The sequence below is a fragment of the Pseudomonas sp. LBUM1645 genome (assembly GCF_059716185.1).
Genome location: NZ_CP166811.1, coordinates 219,324 through 238,277, shown reverse-complemented (window position 1 = coordinate 238,277; position 18,954 = coordinate 219,324). Strand labels below are relative to the sequence as shown.

The 18,954-nt window shown below is 60.1% G+C and carries 16 protein-coding genes; 9 read left to right on the top strand and 7 right to left on the bottom strand.

The window, feature by feature from the left end:
- Nucleotides 1–237: 237 nt before the first annotated feature.
- The 7 genes from ACA079_RS01020 to ACA079_RS00990 all read left to right on the top strand — a co-directional run bounded on the left by ACA079_RS01020 (nt 238) and on the right by ACA079_RS00990 (nt 7,604).
- Nucleotides 238–1,479, top strand: coding sequence for an SfnB family sulfur acquisition oxidoreductase (locus ACA079_RS01020; RefSeq protein WP_046047306.1), 1,242 nt, complete (start codon nt 238–240; stop codon nt 1,477–1,479).
- Between the two features lie 38 nt (nt 1,480–1,517).
- Nucleotides 1,518–2,711: an SfnB family sulfur acquisition oxidoreductase gene (locus tag ACA079_RS01015; protein ID WP_497702289.1), complete on the top strand. Its 1,194-nt coding sequence runs from the start codon at nt 1,518–1,520 to the stop codon at nt 2,709–2,711.
- Nucleotides 2,711–4,069, top strand: coding sequence for an LLM class flavin-dependent oxidoreductase (locus ACA079_RS01010; protein WP_497702288.1), 1,359 nt, complete (start codon nt 2,711–2,713; stop codon nt 4,067–4,069). The genes ACA079_RS01015 and ACA079_RS01010 overlap by 1 nt, the downstream gene beginning before the upstream one ends.
- 128 nt (nt 4,070–4,197) lie before the next feature.
- The gene (locus ACA079_RS01005; protein ID WP_462003528.1) at nt 4,198–5,007 is read left to right on the top strand and encodes a MetQ/NlpA family ABC transporter substrate-binding protein; all 810 of its coding nucleotides are present in this window, start codon (nt 4,198–4,200) and stop codon (nt 5,005–5,007) included.
- 2 nt (nt 5,008–5,009) lie between these two features.
- Nucleotides 5,010–6,131, top strand: coding sequence for a methionine ABC transporter ATP-binding protein (locus ACA079_RS01000; protein WP_497702287.1), 1,122 nt, complete (start codon nt 5,010–5,012; stop codon nt 6,129–6,131).
- The gene (locus tag ACA079_RS00995) at nt 6,121–6,765 is read left to right on the top strand and encodes a methionine ABC transporter permease (protein WP_129439456.1); all 645 of its coding nucleotides are present in this window, start codon (nt 6,121–6,123) and stop codon (nt 6,763–6,765) included. The genes ACA079_RS01000 and ACA079_RS00995 overlap by 11 nt, the downstream gene beginning before the upstream one ends.
- A 209-nt stretch (nt 6,766–6,974) precedes the next feature.
- Nucleotides 6,975–7,604 carry a class I SAM-dependent methyltransferase gene (locus tag ACA079_RS00990; protein WP_497702286.1) on the top strand — a complete coding sequence of 210 codons (630 nt, stop codon included), beginning with the start codon at nt 6,975–6,977 and terminating at the stop codon, nt 7,602–7,604.
- A 111-nt stretch (nt 7,605–7,715) separates the two neighbouring features.
- Here the strand turns inward: ACA079_RS00990 and ACA079_RS00985 are convergent, their stop codons facing one another.
- The 3 genes from ACA079_RS00985 to ACA079_RS00975 are packed head-to-tail and all read right to left on the bottom strand — an operon-like array spanning nt 7,716 to nt 12,933.
- Nucleotides 7,716–10,769, bottom strand: a complete 3,054-nt coding sequence (locus ACA079_RS00985; RefSeq protein WP_497702285.1) for an efflux RND transporter permease subunit — start codon at nt 10,767–10,769, stop codon at nt 7,716–7,718.
- Nucleotides 10,766–11,833 (bottom strand): efflux RND transporter periplasmic adaptor subunit, encoded by a 1,068-nt coding sequence (locus ACA079_RS00980; RefSeq protein WP_497702284.1) that lies wholly within the window; start codon nt 11,831–11,833, stop codon nt 10,766–10,768. The genes ACA079_RS00985 and ACA079_RS00980 overlap by 4 nt, the downstream gene beginning before the upstream one ends.
- Nucleotides 11,830–12,933, bottom strand: coding sequence for an efflux RND transporter periplasmic adaptor subunit (locus ACA079_RS00975; protein ID WP_497702283.1), 1,104 nt, complete (start codon nt 12,931–12,933; stop codon nt 11,830–11,832). The genes ACA079_RS00980 and ACA079_RS00975 overlap by 4 nt, the downstream gene beginning before the upstream one ends.
- 286 nt (nt 12,934–13,219) lie before the next feature.
- On the opposite strand from ACA079_RS00975, the gene ACA079_RS00970 reads away from it, so the two are divergent.
- Together ACA079_RS00970 and ACA079_RS00965 are read left to right on the top strand one after the other, a co-directional pair.
- Nucleotides 13,220–14,380: an AAA family ATPase gene (locus tag ACA079_RS00970; RefSeq protein WP_497702282.1), complete on the top strand. Its 1,161-nt coding sequence runs from the start codon at nt 13,220–13,222 to the stop codon at nt 14,378–14,380.
- 257 nt (nt 14,381–14,637) lie between these two features.
- Nucleotides 14,638–15,798: an integrase core domain-containing protein gene (locus tag ACA079_RS00965; protein WP_497701980.1), complete on the top strand. Its 1,161-nt coding sequence runs from the start codon at nt 14,638–14,640 to the stop codon at nt 15,796–15,798.
- Nucleotides 15,799–15,885: 87 nt separating this feature from the next.
- Here the strand turns inward: ACA079_RS00965 and ACA079_RS00960 are convergent, their stop codons facing one another.
- The 4 genes from ACA079_RS00960 to ACA079_RS00945 are packed head-to-tail and all read right to left on the bottom strand — an operon-like array spanning nt 15,886 to nt 18,833.
- Entirely contained in the window at nt 15,886–16,752 is an 867-nt protein-coding gene (locus tag ACA079_RS00960) for a transporter substrate-binding domain-containing protein (RefSeq protein ID WP_046052266.1), read from the bottom strand.
- On the bottom strand, nt 16,749–17,531 hold the full coding sequence (locus ACA079_RS00955; protein ID WP_497702281.1) for an amino acid ABC transporter ATP-binding protein: 783 nt from the start codon (nt 17,529–17,531) through the stop codon (nt 16,749–16,751). The genes ACA079_RS00960 and ACA079_RS00955 overlap by 4 nt, the downstream gene beginning before the upstream one ends.
- Nucleotides 17,528–18,187 (bottom strand): amino acid ABC transporter permease, encoded by a 660-nt coding sequence (locus ACA079_RS00950; RefSeq protein WP_046047295.1) that lies wholly within the window; start codon nt 18,185–18,187, stop codon nt 17,528–17,530. The genes ACA079_RS00955 and ACA079_RS00950 overlap by 4 nt, the downstream gene beginning before the upstream one ends.
- Nucleotides 18,168–18,833, bottom strand: coding sequence for an amino acid ABC transporter permease (locus ACA079_RS00945; protein ID WP_008148239.1), 666 nt, complete (start codon nt 18,831–18,833; stop codon nt 18,168–18,170). Before ACA079_RS00945 ends, ACA079_RS00950 begins: the two co-directional genes overlap by 20 nt.
- Nucleotides 18,834–18,954 lie beyond the last annotated feature (121 nt).

Sequence of the window (18,954 nt, the reverse complement as noted above, 5' to 3'; positions counted from 1 at the left end):
GGCTTCGCCAGCTGCTACATGACTCTGAGGCACCGCCTTCTATGCATATTCCTAAAAGTTAGTTTATTAATTTTTTATACACGCTTAGGGTATATGCACCGGACCACCGGACATTCTTGTTTTCGTTCGTCGCAACCATCGCGACGTTTCCATGAGATGTGAGGTAGGTATGGTCCGGAACACAATCACCCCAGTGCAGATCGCCAGGGCATTGCGTGCAGCCAAGGAGCGGCACTGATGTCCAGTCTGGCAGATGCAATCGTCCAGAGTGATCTGGACATCGCCCCGTTGTTGTTGCCCGCGCAGGTCTTGCGTAACGACGCACAAGCCATCAAGGCCGCCCATGAGCTGGCGCAAGTCGCCCGTCTGCAAGCAGCCAAACGCGACCAGCAGCGCAAGCTGCCGTGGTCGGAAATCGAACAGTTCACTCGCAGCGGCCTAGGCAGCATTGCCATCCCGCGTGAGTACGGGGGCCCGCAGGTTTCATTCGTCACCGTAGCCGACGTATTCGCGATCATTTCCGCGGCCGACCCGGCATTGGGGCAGATCCCGCAGAACCAGTTCGGCATTCTCAACCTGGTGCTCGGCAGCGCCACTGAATCGCAAAAAAAGCAGCTGTTCAAAAGCGTGCTCGACGGCTGGCGAATCGGTAACGCGGGACCTGAACGCGGCACCAAAAACACCCTTGAACTCAAGGCGCGAATCACCGCCAGCGGCGACGGCTTCGTCCTCAACGGGCAGAAGTTCTATTCCACCGGCGCCCTGTTCGCCCACTGGGTCGCCGTCAAGGCGCTGAACGACGATGGCAAGCAGGTTCTGGCTTTCGTTCGCCGCGGTACACCAGGCCTGCGCATCGTGGATGACTGGTCAGGCTTCGGCCAACGCACCACCGCCAGCGGCACCATTTTGCTCAACAACGTGCAGGTCGACGCCGAGCTGGTGGTGGATAACTGGAAGATCAATGACAGCCCGAATATTCAGGGTGCCGTGTCGCAGCTGATTCAAGCGGCCATTGACGCCGGCATCGCCCGGGGCGCCATCGACGACGCCATCGCGTTCGTGAAAACCCGTGCACGGCCGTGGATTGACGCCAAGGTCGAACGGGCCAGCGACGACCTGTATGTGATCGCCGACATCGGCAAACTGAAGATCGAACTGCACGCCGCCGAAGCGCTGCTGCGCAAGGCCGGGCAAGTGCTCGATCAAGTCAACGCCGCGCCGCTCACCGCCGAGTCCGCCGCCCGCGCCTCGATTGCCGTGGCCGAAGCCAAAGTGCTGACCACCGAGATCTCGCTGCTGGCCAGCGAAAAGCTTTTCGAACTGGCCGGCAGCCGCGCCACCCTCGCCGAATTCAACCTCGATCGCCACTGGCGCAACGCCCGCGTGCACACGCTGCACGACCCGGTGCGCTGGAAATATCACGCAGTCGGCACTTACCACTTGAACGGCACGCTGCCCGCCCGGCATTCCTGGATTTAACGACCAGAACGCTTTTGACCAGATCTCTGGAGAAACACATGACTCTTTCTCACCACGTCGCGGTCATAACCAGCGATGAGCAAGCCCTGATCGTCGCCAGTGACCTGGCCGAAGATTTCAAACGCGACAGTGCCCTGCGCGACCGCGAACGCCGTTTGCCACACCCGGAACTGGAAGTGTTTTCCCGCTCGGGTCTTTGGGGCATCAGCGTGCCAAAAGAATACGGCGGTGCCGGGGTTTCCAACGTCACGCTGGCCAAGGTAATCGCCTTGATTGCCCAGGCTGACGGTTCCCTCGGCCAGATCCCGCAGAACCATTTCTACGCGCTCGAAGTGTTGCGGGTGAACGGCAGCGAAGAGCAGAAAAAACGCCTGTACGCAGAAGTGCTGGCCGGCCAACGCTTCGGCAATGCCCTCGCGGAACTCGGCACCAAAACCGCCCACGACCGCGTCACCAGCCTGACCCGCGACGGTGACGGTTACCGCATCAACGGCCGCAAGTTTTACGCCACGGGTGCGATTTATGCCCAGCGCATTCCGACGTCGGTCGTGGACGAAAACGGCGTTCAGCAACTCGCTTTCGTCCCTCGTAACGCCAAGGGTCTGACAGTGATCGACGACTGGAGCGGCTTTGGCCAGCGCACCACCGGCAGCGGTTCGGTGGTGTTTGAAGATGTTTACGTCGCCGCCGAAGACGTGATCCCGTTTCAGAGCGCGTTCGAGCGCCCGACCACCGTTGGCCCGCTGGCGCAGATTCTTCATGCCGCTATCGACACCGGTATCGCCCGCGCCGCCTATGAAGATGCGCTGCACTTCGTGCGCACCAAGACCCGGCCGTGGATCGATTCCGGCAACGACAAAGCCACCGAGGACCCGCTGACCATCAAGAGCTTCGGCCACTTGAGCATTCGTCTGCACGCCGCCGAAGCCTTGCTGGAACGCTCCGGCGAATTCCTCGACAAGGCTCAGGCCACGACCAATGCCCAGACCGTCGCCGCCGCGTCGATTGCTGTCGCCGAAGCCCGCGCCATCAGCACCGAGATTTCCCTCGCCGCTGGCAGCACGCTGTTTGAACTGGCCGGCAGCCAGGCAACCCTGATCGAACATGGTCTGGATCGTCACTGGCGCAACGCCCGAGTGCACACCCTGCACGACCCTGTGCGCTGGAAGTATCACGCGGTCGGCAATTACTACCTCAACGATGAAAACCCGCCATTGCGGGGGACCATCTGATGGCCGATGCCAAAAAGAAGATCCTGCTCAATGCGTTCAACATGAATTGCATCGGGCACATCAACCATGGCCTGTGGACGCATCCACGGGATAACTCCACTCAGTACAAAACGATCGAATACTGGACCGAACTGGCACAGTTGCTGGAGCGTGGGCTGTTCGACGGTCTGTTCATCGCTGACATCGTCGGCGTGTACGACGTCTATCAAAACTCGGTAGACGTGCCGCTCAAAGAATCAATCCAGTTGCCAGTCAATGACCCGCTGCTGCTGGTTTCGGCGATGGCCGCAGTGACAAAAAACCTTGGCTTCGGCCTCACCGCCAACCTGACTTACGAACCGCCGTATCTGTTCGCCCGACGTATGTCGACGCTCGATCACCTGAGTCGCGGCCGGGTCGGCTGGAACATCGTCACCGGCTACCTCGACAGCGCCGCCAAGGCCATGGGTTTGAGCGAACAGGTGGAACACGACCGTCGTTACGACCAGGCCGATGAATACCTGCAAGTGCTCTACAAACTCTGGGAAGGCAGCTGGGAAAACGGCGCGGTGCTTAACGATCCGCAGCAGCGGATCTACGCGCAGCCCGAGAAAGTGCACAAGGTCGAGCACAAGGGCGAGTTCTATCAGGTCGAGGGTTATCACCTCTGCGAACCCTCGCCGCAGCGCACACCCGTGCTGTTCCAGGCCGGCAGTTCGGATCGCGGCTTGCTGTTCGCCGGGCGACATGCCGAGTGCGTGTTCATCAGCGGCCAGAACAAACCGTCGACCAAGGTTCAAGTGGACAAGGTGCGCGCCAGTGCCGTCGAGGCCGGGCGCAATCCCGAGGACATCAAGGTGTTCATGGGGCTGAACGTGATTGTCGGCGCCACCGAAGAGCTGGCCTGGGCCAAGCACGCCGAGTACTTGAGCTACGCCAGCGCCGAGGCCGGCGTGGCGCATTTCTCGGCCTCCACAGGGATCGATTTCTCCGAGTACGAAATCGACGAACCGATCCAGTACGTGAAGAGCAACGCGATCCAGTCCGCCACCAAGAACCTGCAAAACAACGACTGGACTCGCCGCAAATTACTCGAGCAACACGCCCTCGGTGGTCGCTACATCACTGTGATTGGGTCGCCTGAGCAAGTGGCTGATGAGCTGGAATCGTGGATCGCCGAGACCGGTCTGGATGGCTTCAACCTGACGCGAATAGTCACGCCGGAAAGCTATGCAGATTTCATCGATTTGGTGATTCCGGAGTTGCAACGACGCGGGTCGTACAAGACCGCTTACGACAACGGCAGCCTGCGGGAAAAGCTGTTTCACGGAGAGGCGCATTTGCCTGAGCAACACACTGGATCAGCGTTTCGACGTTAAAAGCATCGCGAGCAAGCTCGCTCCCACATTGGATCTCGGGTGTTCACACAACTCCTGTGGGAGCGAGCCTGCTCGCGATGAGGCCCGACCAAACACCACACATCTATGCACTGACTGGAAACCTCATCATGACCAAGAACTACCTCTCTCACCCAGTCAAAGCACTGGCCCTGGCCCTCGGCCTTTTCAGCTCCATCACCTTCGCCGCCGACGCGCCGCTGAAAGTCGGCACCACCGCCGCTTTCGCCATTCCCCTGGAAGCTGCCGTCGAAGAAGCCAAGAAACAAGGCCTGCAAGTCGACCTGGTGGAGTTCAGCGACTGGATCGCCCCTAACGTCAGCCTCGCTGCCGGCGACATCGACGTGAACTACTTCCAGCACGTCCCGTTCCTGGAGAACGCCAAGGCCGCCGCCGGTTTTGACCTCGTGCCGTTCGCGCCGGGAATCATCAACAACGTCGGCCTCTACTCGAAGAAATACAAAAGCTTCGACGAGCTACCGGAAGGCGCCAGCGTGGCGATCGCCAATGACCCGATCAACAGCGGTCGTGGCTTGCAACTGTTGGCCAAGGCCGGGCTGATCACGCTTAAACCAGGTGTCGGCTACAAGGCCACCGAAGAAGACATCATCGCCAATCCGAAGAAAATCAAAATCCTGCAGGTCGAAGCCGTGCAACTGGTACGCGCCTATGACGACGCCGATCTGGTCCAGGGTTACCCAGCCTACATCCGCTTGTCGAAGACCTTCGATGCTGGCTCCGCCCTGCTGTTCGACGGTCTCGATCACAAGGAATACGTGATCCAGTTCGTGATCCAGCCGAAAAGCAAAACCGACCCGCGCCTGATCAAATTCGTCGACATCTACCAGCATTCGCCGGCCGTTCGTGCAGCGCTGGATAAGGCCCACGGCAAGCTCTACCAAGCTGGCTGGGAAAGCTGAATATGACGGCAGCCACTCAACTGCGACTGGAGATTCCAGAGCCCCACAAAATCGAACAAACCGAACTGCATCCGCAGCTCAACCGCGCTCACGTACGCTTCATCGGCCTGGGCAAAACCTACAACGGTCAGCAAGGTCCGGTCGCAGCGCTGCACGGCATCGACCTGGCGATCCAGCGCGGCGAAGTGTTCGGCATCATCGGCCGCAGCGGCGCCGGCAAGTCGTCGCTGATCCGCACCATCAACCGCCTGGAACAACCGAGCACGGGACGCGTGCTGATCGATCAGGTCGACATCGGCGAGTTCGATGAAGACCGCCTGGTGGCGCTGCGTCGGCGCATCGGCATGATCTTCCAGCACTTCAACCTGATGTCGGCCAAGACGGTTTGGCAGAACGTCGAATTGCCGCTGAAAGTCGCCGGTGTGCCCAAGGAAAAACGCGAGCAGAAAGTCCGCGAATTGCTGGAACTGGTGGGCCTGCAGGAGAAACACAAGGCCTACCCGGCGCAGCTTTCCGGCGGGCAGAAACAGCGCGTTGGCATCGCCCGCGCCTTGGTGCATGACCCGGCGATTCTGCTGTGCGACGAAGCCACTTCGGCGCTGGACCCGGAAACCACACAATCGATCCTCGGCCTGCTGCGCGAGATCAATCAACGCCTGGGCCTGACCATCGTGCTGATCACCCACGAGATGGCGGTGATTCGCGATATCTGTGATCGGGTCGTGGTGCTGGAACACGGGCGAATCGTCGAACAAGGGCCGGTCTGGGAAGTCTTTGGCAACCCCCAGCACGAGGTCAGCAAAACCTTGCTGGCGCCGTTGCAACACGGTTTGCCGGAAGAACTGCAAAGCCGCTTGCAGCCACACCCACAGTCCTCGGACGCCGCTGTTGTGCTGCGTTTGCAGTTCACCGGCAGCGCCAGCGATGAGCCCGACTTGGCCGCGTTGTTCAGTGCCCTCGGTGGTCGCGTGCGCTTGTTGCAAGGTGGCGTGGAACGGATTCAGGGCCATGCCCTTGGGCAATTGCTGCTGGCGGTGACCGGTTCGTCCCTCGGCGCAGAGGAATTGCGTCAACGCGCCGGCAACTGGGCGCAACAGGTGGAGGTGCTGGGTTATGTGGTTTGATCGCTTGCTGCAAGGCTTCATCGACACCTTTTTGATGGTTGGCGTGTCGTCATTGATCGCGCTGCTGGCGGGCATTCCTCTGGCGGTGATTCTGGTCACCAGCTCCAAGGGCGGGATCTATGAAGCGCCGGCGCTGAACCGTGCGCTGGGCGCGTTCGTGAACCTGTTCCGCTCGATTCCGTTTCTGATTTTGATGGTGGCGCTGATTCCGTTTACGCGGTTGATCGTCGGCACCACGTACGGCGTCTGGGCGGCAGTGGTGCCGCTGACCATCGCTGCCACGCCGTTCTTTGCGCGCATTGCCGAAGTCAGTTTGCGTGAGGTTGATCACGGGTTGATCGAAGCGGCGCAGGCGATGGGTTGTCGGCGCTGGCACATCGTTTGGCATGTGTTGTTGCCCGAGTCGCTGCCGGGGATTGTCGGCGGTTTCACCATCACCCTGGTGACCATGATCAACTCATCGGCCATGGCGGGGGCGATTGGTGCCGGCGGGTTGGGTGACATCGCTTATCGGTACGGGTATCAGCGGTTTGATAGCCAGATCATGTTGACGGTGATTGTGTTGCTGGTGGTGTTGGTGGCGGCGATTCAATTGGGCGGGGATCGGTTGGCGCGGGGGCTCAACAAGCGCTGAGCCTGGCTCAAGTCATTGGTCGTCAGTTGTATCGCTATCGCGAGCAAGCTCGCTCCCACATTTAATCTTCGGTGAACACAAAATTTGTGTTCGGCGCGGTCCAGTGTGGGAGCGAGCTTGCTCCGGGCGGCGTTCCGACGATGGCTGCGCAGCAGCCTTCTGTCTCATGGCGTATATTCGGCGAACTCACATTGCCTGCGCAGCCGACCATGAAACAGACCCCCACCGACCTCGAGCAGATCACCTCCACCACCCTGGGCCATTACAACTCGGTGGCTGAAAGTTTTCGCGAAGGGACTCGCGATCATGATGTCAGCCAGAACATTGATGCGCTGCTGCGGCATGTTCAGGGTGAGGCACCGTTCGACATTCTCGACTTTGGCTGTGGACCGGGTCGTGATTTGCAAACCTTCAAGCGCATGGGCCACACCGCTGTCGGGCTTGATGGCTCGGAGAAGTTTGCGCAGATGGCGCGCGAAGACAGTGGTTGTGAGGTCTGGCAGCAAGATTTTCTGAAGCTGGATTTGCCGGCTGAGCGCTTTGACGGGATCTTCGCCAATGCGGTGTTGTTTCATATTCCGCGCCAGGAATTGCCTCGAGTGTTGAAGGAATTGCGCGGGGCTTTGAAGCCGGGTGGCGTGTTGTTCAGTTCCAATCCGCGTGGCGAGAATCAGGAAGGGTGGAATGGGCCGCGTTATGGGGCTTATCACGACCTTGAGACGTGGCAGCAATTGCTGACGGCGGCGGGGTTTGTGGAGTTGGAGCATTACTACCGGCCGGCGGGGTTGCCGAGGGAGCAGCAGCCTTGGTTGGCGAGTGTTTGGCGTAAGCCGGTGTAGCCAATTCGGCCGCCATCGCGAGCAAGCTCGCTCCCACAGTTGACCGAGTTGTCCAGACGGACGCGGATCCCTGTGGGAGCGAGCTTGCTCGCGATGAGCGCGTAGCGCTCGCTATTGCACCTCTTTCTTCGGTTCGCGGATTTTGTACCAGGCCACATAAAGCGCCGGCAAAAACAGCAACGTCAGCAACGTCGCAATAATAATCCCGCCAATCATCGCGTAGGCCATCGGCCCCCAGAACACTTCCCGTGCGATCGGGATCATCCCCAGGCTCGCCGCCGCAGCCGTCAGCAGAATCGGCCGGCGACGATGCTCCGTGGCTTGCACCACCGCATCCCACGGTGCATGACCGGCCTTCTCCAAAGCGTCGATCTGCGTCACCAGAATCACCGAGTTGCGGATGATGATGCCGATCAGCGCCAGAATCCCCAGAATCGCCACAAAGCCCATCGGCGTGCCCGTCGGGATCAGCGCTATTACCACGCCAATCAGCCCGAGCGGCGCGACACTGGCCACCAGAAACAGCTTCTGCACGCTGTGCAACTGGATCATCAGGAAGGTCGCCATCAAAAACAGCATCAACGGCACAACCTTGGCAATTGGCCCCTGGGCCTTGCCGCTTTCCTCGACGGTGCCGCCGGTAGCGACCTTGTAGCCCACCGGCAAACTGGCGGCGAATTTATCGATGTCGGGTTGGAGTTGTTTCACCAGGTCGGTCGGCTGAATTTCGTCACGCACCGCAGCCTTGATGGTGATGGTCGGTTTGCGGTCGCGGCGCCAGACCAGCGGCTGCTCAAGTTCATAGCGCACGGAGGCGAAAGCCAGCAGCGGAATCGACGTGCCGCCCGGCGTGACGATCTGTAAATTCTGCAGGGTTTCCGGGGTGCCGCGTTCGGCGTCTACCGCACGCCCCACCACGTTGATCAGGTAGATATCGTCATCGACCTGTGTCACCGGCGCACCGACCACAATGCTGTTCATCAGATTGGCCACGTCTTCCGACGACAGCCCCAGTTGCCGCGCCTTGTCCTGTGCGATGTCGATGCGCAGGACTTTTCCCGGTTCGTTCCAGTCGTAAATGATCTCGCCGATGTGCGAGTTTTTATCCAGTTCGGTGGCCAGGGCGATGGCGTGCTTGCGCACCTGATCGATGTCCTTGCCGCTGACCCGGTACTGAATCGGCCGCCCCACCGGCGGGCCCATTTCCAGCGCCTGGACGTAGCTGCCGATACCGACAAAATCCTTGCGCAGCCGCTCGCTCAAGCGCTGGCTTAGCGCGTTACGCGATTCCAGCCCTTTGCTGACGATCACCAGTTGCGCGTAGTACGGGTTCTGCAATTGCTGGTCGAGGGGCAGGTAAAAACGGATCGCACCTTCGCCGATGTAGGTGCTCCAGCGCACGATGTCCGGGTCGCCCTTGAGCGTCGCCTCGAGCTTGTCCACCGCCTTGCGGGTTTCGGCGATCGAGGCGTTTTGCGGCAGGTTCAGGTCAACGAGAATTTCCGGGCGGTCCGAGGACGGGAAGAACTGGTTCTGCACGAACTGCATGGAAAACACCGACGCCACAAACAGTGCAACGGTGATGCCGATCGCCCACCAGCGATTACGCATGGCCCAAAGCAAGCCGTAATTGAACGCCCGACCGATGCGCCCCGGTTCTGCGTCGTGAGGTTTCACGTTGGCGCTGAGGATATGCACGCCGATCACCGGGGCGAACAGCACTGCGACAATCCACGACACGATCATGGCCACCGCGATCACCGCGAACAGCGTGAAGGTGTACTCGCCGGCCGAACTCGCGTTCAAACCGATGGGCACGAAACCGGCCACCGTCACCAGCGTACCGGTGAGCATCGGGAACGCGGTCGAGGTATAAGCGAACGTGGCTGCTTGCTCCTTGGTCTCGCCCATTTCCAGGCGCGTGACCATCATCTCGACGGTGATCATCGCGTCGTCCACCAGCAGCCCGAGCGCAATGATCAGCGCGCCGAGGGAAATCCGCTGCATGGTGATGCCGCTGTATTCCATGAAGACGAAGACCATCGCCAGCACCAGCGGAATCGAGCACGCCACCACCAGACCGGCACGTACGCCGAGGCTGACGAAGCTGACGATCAGCACGATCACCACCGCTTCGAACAACGCGCTGGTGAAGCCGCCGACGGCTTTTTCCACCACTTCGGCCTGGTCGGAAACCGTGTGCACACCGATGCCCACCGGCAAGTCCGCGGTCAGGTCGGTCATGCGCTGGTGCAACGCCTTGCCGAACTCCTGGATGTTGCCGCCCTTTTTCATCGCAATAGCGAGGCCGATGGCAGGATGGCCGTTAAAGCGGAATTCCGGCGTCGCCGGGTCAACGTAGCCACGGCTGATCTCGGCGATGTCGGCCAAACGGTAAAAGCGGTCGTTGAGTCGCAGGTTGACGTTTTCCAGGTCCTTCTCGGAGGCAAATTGCCCCGAAGTCCGCACGGAAATCCGCTCGGGACCGGCCTCGATCACCCCGGCCGGGGTCACCGCGTTCTGCGATTGCAGGCTCTGCACCACCTGACGCTGATCGATGCCCAGCGCCGCCAGTTTGCGAGTGGAGAAGTTCAGGTAGAGGACTTCGTCCTGCTCACCGACCATCTCGACCTTGCCCAGCCCCGGCACTTCGCGGATCTCGGCGCGGACCTGTTCGACGTAATCGCGCAATTGGCGCATCGACAAACCGTCGGCGGTAAAGGCGTACACCGAGCCGAACACATCACCGAATTCATCGTTGAATCCCGGCCCTTGCAGGCCTTGGGGGAAGTCGCCGCGAATGTCGTTGATCTTCTTGCGCACCTGATACCAGATTTCCGGAATGTCCTTGGCGCTGGTGGTATCACGCAAGTTAACGAAAACCGTCGACTCGCCGGGGCGGGTGTAGCTTTTCACGTAGTCGAGCGAGTCGAGCTCTTCGAGTTTTTTCTCGATCCGGTCAGTGACCTGCTTGAGAGTTTCTTCCTGGGTCGCGCCCGGCCACCGGGTCTGGATCACCATGGTTTTGATGGTGAACGACGGGTCTTCCTCGCGGCCGAGGTTCATGTACGAGAACACGCCCATCAGCAGCGCGACGAACATCAAATACCAGACAAACGACTGATGTTTGAGGGCCCATTCGGATAAGTTGAAACTCCCTTTCATTGCGGGCTGTCCTCATCGATTTTTACTTTTTGCCCAGGTTTCAGGCTGTTCACGCCGGCACTGACCACTCGCTCGCCGGACTTCACGCCGTTGGCCAGGACCATCGTTGAATCAGTGCGGCTGATCAGGCTGACGTCTCGTGGGGAAACGGTTTGGGTCTGCGGGTCGATGATCCAGATCCGCGATTTGCCATCGACCTCCTGGAGCGCGGTCAGTGGCAGTTCGATACGCGGTTTGATTGCGGAGCTGAGGGTCACGCTGATCGCCGTGCCCAGGCGAAACCCCGGCGGCGTGTCGGTCAGTGTCAGGCGGGCGCGACGGGTACGAGTCGCACTTTGCGCCTGGGGTTCGATTTCGCGAACGATGGCAGTGGTGGTGATGCTCGGGTCGAGCTGGACGGCAACCTGAAACACCACGTCTTCCGGCAACTGGTCGACCAGGGTGTCCGGCAGGTCGATCACCGCTTCCTTGATGTCCGGCTGCGCCAGGGTCACCACTTGCTGGCCGGCGCTGACGACTTGCCCGGCTTCGGCATTCCACGCGGTGACCACGGCTTTGTGGTCGGCACGCAGTTCGACGTAGTTGAGCTGGTCCTTGGCCTGATCGACCGCAGCCTTCGCTTGATCGAGGGAGGCCTGGGTGGTTTTGAGGTCGGTCTGTGCGACGTCGAGTTGTGCCTGGGCACCCACGCCACGATCGAACAACTCTTGCTGACGCCGGGCGTTGGCCTGGGCGTTGATGAGTTGCGCCTGGACGCTGGCCAGATTGCCCTGAGCGGAACGCAACTGGTTCTGCTGATCGGTGGGGTCGAGCGTGGCGAGCAGCGCGCCCTTATCGACTTCGGCACCGACATCAACGTTACGGCTGGCGATACGCCCCGGCACCCGGAACCCGACATTGCTTTCATACCGGGCCTGGATACTGCCGGCGAAGCGGCCCAGGCTTTCTTCGTCCAGGGACTGGACCTTGATGGACAGCACCGGACGCACTGGCTCCGGCGGCGGTTCTTTTTTCGAGCAGGCCACCAGCATCACACCGGCGCAAACCAGTAACAGACGCTTCATGGCTGGGCTCCCTCGGCTAAATCCTTATAGGTGTTCTCGGCGATTTCCACCTTCACGCCGGGGTGCAGCAACTGGCCGCCGGCGATGACGACTTTTTCGCCACCCTTCAGGCCGGCGCTAATGATCACTTTGCCGGTCAGGTAGCGACCGACAGTGACGGTGTGCAGCTGTGCCTTGCCCTCATCGTCCACCAGCCACACGGCCGGGTCGCTGAGATTTTTCGTCAGAGCCGACCAGGGCAGTTCGACCGCCGACTTGCCTGGCGTCTTGGCCGTGGCACTCACCACCGAACCGAGCTGCATGCCTTCCGGTAATCCGTTGAGAGTAACTTTGACCTGCACCGTGCCAGTCTGCGCAGAGACTGCCGGGGTGATTTCCCGAACGGTGCCGGTGGTTTTGATCTCAGGTTTGTCGAGCAGGCTGACGACCACCGTTTTACCCTCTGGCGGCTCTGTCAGCAGCGATTCGTAGACGTTGAACACCGCATCGCGCTCACCGTCCCGGGCCAGGCTGAAAATCGGCACGGTGGCCTGCACCACCTGGCCGACCTCGGCCTGGCGTGCGGTAATCACCCCCGGCGCGTCGGCGACCAACGCGGTGTAGCTCAGTTGTTCACGGGCGTTGGCCAGTTGCGCCTGGGCCGCCGTCAGGGCGCTTTGGCTGCTGCGCAAGGCGGCTTGGGCGGAATCGTATTCACTTTGGCTGGTGTAGCCCTTGGGCAGGAGTTTTTGCTGGCGAACGAAAGCGGCGGCGGTCTGTTTGACCCGGGCCTGCTCGGCAACAACCTGCGCCTGAGCCGAGTCGACGCTGGTTTGCAGGTCCTTGGGATCGAGCTTGGCCAGCACTTGTTTAGCCGAAACCCGATCACCGACATCGACTGTACGCTGGATGATCTTGCCGGCAACGCGGAACGACAGGTCGGTCTGGACCCGCGCCTGAACATCACCGGTCAGGGTCACCGTCGCCGCGTAATCCGCAGGTTTTACCTCTTGCACGAATACCCGCGGACGGTCTTTTTCGACCGGTTTTTTATCGCCACAGGCACTCAGCAGGACAAGGAGGCTCAGGCCAACCACTGCTTTCAATCCGGGACCCACCATGCAGACTCCTTTGCGTTGCACGAACGTGCCAATGGCGATACGACTGTGAGCTTAGAACAGGGTTCAACAGGTGCATGGGGTTGCTGCATTCCCTGTGGCGAGGGAGCTTGCTCCCGCTCGGCTGCGCAGCAGACGCAAAACCTGCTATCTCGTTTTGCCTGAGACACCTCATTGAATGGCATTGGGGCCGCTTCGCAGCCCAGCGCGAGCAAGCTCGCTCGCCACAGGGATCACCGTGTTGCTGACAATAAGGCAAACTGGCGAACCATGCAGCAGGAAGCTTCCCATGCTCAAAACCCTCGCGGTGGCCAATTACCGCTCGATCAATAAATTGGTGATTCCGTTGGGTCGGTTGAACCTGATCACCGGCCCCAACGGCAGCGGTAAATCCAACCTCTACCGCGCGCTGCGCCTGCTGGCGGAAACCGCTCAGGGCGGCGTGGTCAATGCGTTGGCCCGCGAGGGTGGGCTGGATTCGTCCTTCTGGGCCGGGCCGGAAAACATCAGCCGACGGATGCGAAATGGCGAAGTCCCGATCGAGGCGAGCGTTCGGCACGGCGCCAAACGCCTGCGCCTGGGGTTTGCCGGGGAAGATTTCAGCTACTCGATCGCGTTGGGTCTGCCGGAGCCGAGCCTTTCCGAGTTTTCTCTGGACCCGGAAATCAAGAAGGAATGCATCTGGTCCGGCCCGTTTTACCGCCCGGCCAGCCTGCTGGTAGACCGCAACGGCCCGATGATCCGCGCCCGCGATGGTCGTGGTTGGGAAGTGCTGGCTCAGCACACGCCGAATTTCGACAGCCTGTTCGATCAGGTCGGCAGCTTTCGCACTTCGCCGGAAGTCCTGCAGCTGCGTGAATTCATCCGCCGCTGGCGGTTCTATGATCACTTTCGCAGCGACGCCGACGCGCCGGTGCGCCAACCGCAATTGGGCACCCGCACGCCGGTGTTGCATCACGATGGCCGGGATCTGGCGGCCGCGTTGCAGACGATCCGCGAAATCGGCGACCCCGAAGCCTTGCAGGCCGCCGTCAGCGACGCCTTCCCTGGCGCGCGATTGAACATCGCGCCGCTTCAGGGTGGTCGGTTTGCGATCGAGTTTTACCAGGAAGGATTGTTGCGGCCCTTGTCGGCGGCCGAGCTGTCGGACGGAACGTTGCGCTATTTGCTGCTGGTCGCGGCGCTGCTGACGCCTCGGCCGCCGACGCTGATGGTGCTGAACGAGCCGGAAACCAGTCTGCACCCGGACCTGTTGCCGGCGTTGGCGCGGTTGATTATCCGGGCGTCGGAGCAGTGTCAGGTGTGGGTGGTTTCTCATGCGCGGCGGTTGATTTCTGCGTTGCAGGAGGATCCGGAGTGCAATTGCATTGTGCTGGAGAAGAGTCTTGGCCAGACCGGGATTGTCGGGCAGCGGATACTGGATGAGCCAGCGTGGTATTGGCCGGATTGATTGGCTGGGCTTTAGATCCCCCCCCTCACCCTAGCCCTCTCCCCGCGGGGCGAGGGGACTGACCGAGTTGTACTTTCGAGTTTCATCGACCTGAAAGTCCGAGTCGAACTCAGGTTCTGAAAGGCCCCCAATCTGCTCCCTTTCCCCCTCTCCCCTGTGGGGAGAGGGCTGGGGTGGGTAAAAACCGGGTACATCCTTTACGTTTGAGACCGGGGACATGGTTTACAGGTATCAATCATGGTCAGGAGGTACTGACCATGCCCTGGAATCGAGAGTCCCCGATGGATCAGCGAGTGAAATTAATCCATGACTGGCTTAGCGGCAGTTACAGCAAGAGCCAACTGAGTCGACGATATGGCGTTAGCCGTCCGACGGTCGATAAGTGGCTTGATCGGTATGCAACCTGCGGCGTAGATGGCTTGAAAGAGCGCTCGCGAAAACCGCTGAGCTGTCCGCACCAAACCCGCGATGAAATCATTGCCACGTTGCTTGCGAAGAAAAGCGAGCACCCGGATCGCGGGCCGAAGCAACTGATCCAGCGCCTGCGCAATGCGCAGCCGCAGATCGCTTGGCCGGCTGCCAGCACCGCTGGAGAGTGGCTGAAAAAGGCCGGTCTGGTGATTCCTCGACGGCTGCGCCAGCCCCGTCCGCATGGGCCCGTGCATCTACGTCAGGCCGACGAACCCAATCAAACCTGGTGCGCCGATTTCAAAGGGCAATTCAAAACCCAGGACGGCCACTGGTGCTATCCGCTGACCATCACCGACCATGCCAGTCGCTATCTTCTGGAATGCCGGGCGCTTCCCAGCACCCACGGTGAACCTACGCGTCAGGGCTTCGAGTGGGCGTTCCGGGAGTTCGGCATGCCTGATGTGATCCGCACCGATAACGGCGCGCCATTTGCGTCGACAGGCTTGGCCCGCCTCTCCAGGCTGTCCGTCTGGTTCATCAGGCATGGTGTCCACCCCGAAACAATCAAGCCAGGACGCCCGGATCAGAACGGTCGGCATGAACGCATGCACCGCACGCTAAAGGCTGCCGTGCTCAGGCCGCCGGCAGAAAACCTGCTGCGTCAGCAGCTTGCCTTTGAGGACTTCGTACAGGATTTCAATCACGCACGGCCTCATACGGCGCTGGAGATGAAGACGCCAGCGGATATCTATCGCCCGTCACTCAGACCTTATCCAGGCTATTTGCCGGCGGTCGAATACGGGGCCGACGTCGAAGTACGGCGGGTGCGCAAGAATGGTGAGATCAAGTGGCAAGGGGCCCTGATCTTTCTGGGCGAGGCACTGATCGACGAGCACGTCGCGCTGAAGGAAGTGGCTGATGGCGTGTGGGAGTTGTACCTTTGCTCTTTCCCTTTAGGCAGGCTTGAACGCGGTGCCAAACGCGTATCAAGCCTGTTAAATGTGTAAACGATGTACCCGGTCAAATGTGTAAAGGATGTACCGGTCTCTACAGTGAGGGGTGGATCTTAGACCCACCCACATTTCAAAATCCAATCACCCCTGCCACTTCCCACCCTCGACAATCACGCTCTCAGGCTTGGTGTCATCGCTCAGCTCTTTACGCACATATTGGTCATACAGTTTGAGCAAAAACTTCTCTTCACCCAGCTTCGCCAACTCGACATTCACCCAATCACGCAGTTCGATATTGCCCTTCTTCACCGCCGGCGCAATCGGTGCTTCAGCGCCCAACGTCTGGGTCAGCACGCGATAGCCAGGGTTCTGTTTCGCCCAGCTGAACAGCACCAGGTTGTCCTGCGCGTACGCATCGCCGCGCCCATTGGCCAACGCTTGCAGAGATTCAGAGTTTTTCTCGAACTTCAGAAGCTTCCAGTCCGGATGGTTCTTGGTCAGCCAGATATCGGCCGTAGTGCCGGTGGTGACGATGGTGGTGCGAGTCGCCAGGTCATCAAGGTTTTTCACCGAACTGGCCTGCGGCACCAGCGCCTGCACCGCCACCTTGAGGTTCGGATTGGTGAACTCCACCGCTTCCTTACGCTCCGGGGTAACGGTCATGTTGGCCAGAATCAAATCGACCTTGTCGCTTTGCAGGAACGGAATCCGGCTCGCCGGTTCCACTGCGACGAACTCGACCTTGTTCTCATCGCCCAGCAGATCTTTGGCAAATTGACGGCCGATGTCGGTATCGAAACCGACGTAACGCCCGGCTTCATTGACGAAACCAAACGGCGGTTTATCGGTGAAGACACCGACGATCAACTTGTCCCGGGCTTTGATTTTTTCCAGATAACTGGCACTGGTGGCCGCCGGTTTGGTGGGTTCTTCGGTTTTGTTGCAACCGGCCAGCAACGCGAGGCCGAGCAGCGGGAGTAGCAGCAGAGAAGACTTGGCAGTTTTCATAGCAGTTCCAGTTCCTTTTTTTGAGTCGTTTTGGGTAGTGCGGCGACGTAGGAGAACTTCTCCAGGAACTGCTGCGCTCGTGCGGTTTGCGGGTTCGTAAAGAAAATCTCGGGAGGGTTTTGCTCAAGGATTCGCCCGGCATCCATGAACACAATGCGGTCAGCCACGGCGCGGGCGAAGGCCATTTCGTGGGTGACGATCAGCAGGGTCATGCCCTCGCGGGCCAGGCCCTGAATGACTTCCAGCACTTCCTTGACCATTTCCGGGTCGAGGGCGGCGGTGACTTCATCGAACAACATGACTTTCGGGTTCATGCACAGCGAACGGACGATGGCGATGCGTTGTTGCTGGCCACCGGAGAGCTGACTTGGATAAGCATCGCGCTTGTCCGAAAGGCCCACGCGCTCAAGCAAGGCTTCGGCCTGGGCACGGGCCTCGCGACGGTCGCGTTTCTGCACTTTGACCGGGCCGAGCAACAGGTTGTCGAGCACGCTCATGTGCGGGAACAGGTGGTAACTCTGGAACACCATGCCGATCTGCTGCCGCACTTCGCGCCAGTCGGTGCCCTTGTCCAGCAACTCGCGACCGGCAAAATTCAAGCTGCCGCTGTGGGCGACTTCAAGACCGTTGAGGCAACGCAGCAAGGTGCTTTTACCGCAGCCGCTGGGGCCGAGGATGACGATCACTTCGCCTGACTTCACTTGCAGGTCGATCTCTTTGAGCACCTGCTGCTCGCCGAAAAATTTGTTGAAACCCTTGAACTCGATCAATGCGCTCATGCTTGCGTCCAGCGCCGCTCCAGCACGCGCGAGGCGGCCGAGAGCGGGTAGCAGATGAAAAAGAAAAACAGGAACAGTGCGCCGTAGATCAGCACTGATTCGTAGGTGCGTTCGATGATCTGCTGACCGACCTTGATCACGTCGACCACGCCAATCAGCACCGCCAGGGAACTGGTCTTGATGATGCGTGTGTAGACGTTGATGGTCGGTGGCGTCATGCGTTTCAGCGCTTGTGGCAGCAGCACGTAGCCGTAGAGTTGCGGGCCGTCCAAGCCAATCGACAACCCTGCCTCACGCTGCCCGCGCGGCAGCGAATGCAGCGCGCCGCGAACCACTTCCCCGACTTCGCTGGCGCCCCACAACGACAACACCAGCACTGCGCACCAGAAACTCGGAATGCTCAGGCCGAAGAAAATCGGCAGACCGAAGAACAGCAAATACAGCCAGACCAGCACCGGAATTGCGCGGAACAATTCCAGATAAACCCGCAGGATTGCGTTCAGCCATTTCGAATTCAGCGTGCGCAACACGCCGTAGAGCACACCGCCAACGGTGCTGATGGCGATGCTCAGGAAAGAGATCGACAGGGTTTGCGCAGCGCCCTTGCCCAATTGCGGCAATGACACCCAGAGCAACTCAAGACCCGAACTGGCCATGCTGAAGCCTCCTTTCCAGACGGCTGAGCAGCAGCGACAGCGGCAAAAACAGCAGCACGCAAATCAGCGTCAGCACGGCGAGCATTTCGTAGGTTTTGTAGTAGAGCGCGATGTAGCTTTTTGTGGTGTAGAGAATCTCCGGCACCGCCACCGCTGAGACCACGGTGGTTTCCTTGAGCAGGAAAATGAAATTGGCGAACAGCGACGGCAGGCTGAGGATGCCGGCTTGCGGCAGGATCACGTAGCGCAGCAATTGCCCGTGGGACAGGCCGATGGAGCGCCCGGACTCGAGCTGCGCCTGAGGCACCGCGTCGACGCCGGCGCGCAGCACTTCGGTGAGGTAGGCGCCGCCGAGGAAGGTCATGGTGATGATCGCCGCCGCAAAGCCCGAGACCTTGATGCCCAGCGCCGGCAAGGCGAAGTAGACGAAGAACAGTTGAATGAGCAGCGGCGTGTTGCGGGCGAGCTCTACATAGAGCCCGACCAGCCGCTGCAGATACGGCGTGCGGAACACCAGAATTGTCGCGTTGATCAGCGCCACCAGCAACGACGTGCCAATAGCGATGAAGCCGACCTGCAGCGTCACGCCCACAGCTTTAAGAAACGCCGGCAGGGTGCTGAGGATAAATGCGTAATCGAAGTTCATTGAACATCCTGGACGCCGCAGGGTAAGCGACGGTGGTGCAGTCCATGGGCAGTGGATAACTACCCGGCAGGCACCGACTTTAAAGGTATAAAAATAAGAATTTAAATACCGTTAAAGCATA